At 56.8% G+C, this 1,807-nt stretch carries 1 protein-coding gene; it reads left to right on the top strand.

Annotated elements, in window-relative coordinates; genetic code table 11:
* Positions 1–424 precede the first annotated feature (424 nt).
* The gene (locus tag CGS25_RS18385; protein WP_101676352.1) at positions 425–1,666 is read left to right on the top strand and encodes a branched-chain amino acid ABC transporter substrate-binding protein; all 1,242 of its coding nucleotides are present in this window, start codon (positions 425–427) and stop codon (positions 1,664–1,666) included.
* The last annotated feature ends 141 nt before the right edge of the window (positions 1,667–1,807 follow it).

The following is a 1,807-nucleotide window of genomic DNA, read 5'->3' on the forward strand; positions in this document are numbered from 1 at the left end:
ACGGCGCGGGTGGGGTGTTTGGTGGGGAGGAAGGCCGTGCCCGCGTTGTGGTGCTGGACGCTGGACGCAAAGATAAAAATCAAGATCAAAAGCGTCGCTGGCTTGGCCTGCTCCTACGTGGCTTTGTAGAGGGGGGCGCGCCAGTTGGCCTGTAACCTGATGACATAAGCGGGACGAACGTCCATTTCTTTCCTATCCAAGTTGCTCACCGGTCACTAGACAGAGCGTTTATCCTGTGCACATACTGCTTGGTATGTCGTTGTATCAGGGAGCGCCGCGAGCAATTCTCAAACGTTAATAAAACAGATAGCAGGCTCCCGTTGGATGGATTCGCGGGCCGCTTGGCCGTGCCGGCCGGGTGGTTCGAAGCTGTGCGAAAGCTGCGAAAAAGCTACGCAATAAGATAACAACCAAGGAGAGATCTATGTGGAAAGCCGCAGTCACTTTTATTGTCTTTTCCTTTCTGTCGGTCATCGGCATGGCAAGCGCCGCTCCCGCCGATAAAGACCCCGTCACCATCGCGATTATTGATCCGCTGACCGGGCCGATGGCCGGGGTCGGCTTGCCGTTGGTGGCGCATATGCAGTTCGAAGCGAAACGGTTGAACGCCGAAGGCGGTATGGACGGGCATCCGTTCCGGATCGTCGGGCTGGATAACAAGGTGAGCCCGCAAGAGAGCCTGGTGCAGCTGCAGAAAGCGGCGGACGATGGCGTGCGTTACATCGTGCAGGGTAATGGCTCGTCGGTGGGTTCGGCGTTGATTTCCGCGATCGATAAATACAACCAGCGCAACCCGGGCAAGGAGATGCTGTATCTCAACCACGGCGCGGTGGACCCGGTGCTGACCAATGACCGCTGTTCGTTCTGGCATTTCCGCTTCGACGCCGGCGCCGACATGAAAATGAACGCGCTGACCAGCTGGATCAAGGATCAGAAGAACATCAAAAAAGTGTATCTGATCAACCAGGATTACAGCTTCGGCCATTCGGTGTCTGAAATGGCACGGGAAATGTTGAAGAAAAAACGTCCGGACATTGAAATCGTGGGCAACGATTTCCATCCGCTGGCCAAGGTTAAGGATTTCTCCCCCTACGCGGCCAAGATCAAGGCCTCCGGCGCGGACGCGGTGATCAGTGGTAACTGGGGCCAGGACATGGTGCTGCTGGCCAAGGCGCTGGCGAACTTCGGCATCAAGGCGCCGTTTTTGACCTACTACGCGGGCAGCCCGGGCACGGTGACCCAGGTGGGTGATCGCGGTGTGGATCGTATTTATCAGATCTACGCGGGTTACGGTGATACCGACGACAAGGAAATCGGCGCCCGGCAGGAACAGATGTACAAAGAGACCGATTGGGATTATTTCCTGTTTTATCCGCGTCTGACCACGATGATGGAAATGCTGAAAAAAGCCGCCGACGAGAAAGGCACGGTGGACCCGGTGAAAATCGCCTTCGCCATGGAAGGCATGTCGGTTGAAATGGACACCGGCACCTACACCATGCGCAAAAAAGATCACCAGATTCAGCAGCCGATGGTGCTCTCGGTGATGAAAGACAACATGCGCTACGGCGCCGAAGGCACCGATTACAATTTCGCGAAAGTGGCGATCATTCCCGCCGAGGAAAGCGAAATGCCAACCACCTGTAAGATGCGCCGGCCGCGCTAATGGAGCGGTAGTCGAGCACCGCCCTTCGGGCGGTTCGCGGTCAAGGACCGCTCCCACAGGAGAAGCCCGCCGCTGCGGTTGGGAAAGACCCTGTGGGAGATTCTATGGTGCCCTGCAAGAGCAGTGACGGTGAGAAGATCT

Source organism: Alloalcanivorax mobilis (assembly GCF_002864685.1).
GTDB classification, from domain to species: domain Bacteria; phylum Pseudomonadota; class Gammaproteobacteria; order Pseudomonadales; family Alcanivoracaceae; genus Alloalcanivorax; species Alloalcanivorax mobilis.

Coding starts and splice junctions, on each gene's coding strand:
- CGS25_RS18385 (WP_101676352.1), top strand. CDS start 425: ATGTGGAAAGCCGCAGTCACTTTTATTGTCTTTTCCTTTCTGTCGGTC.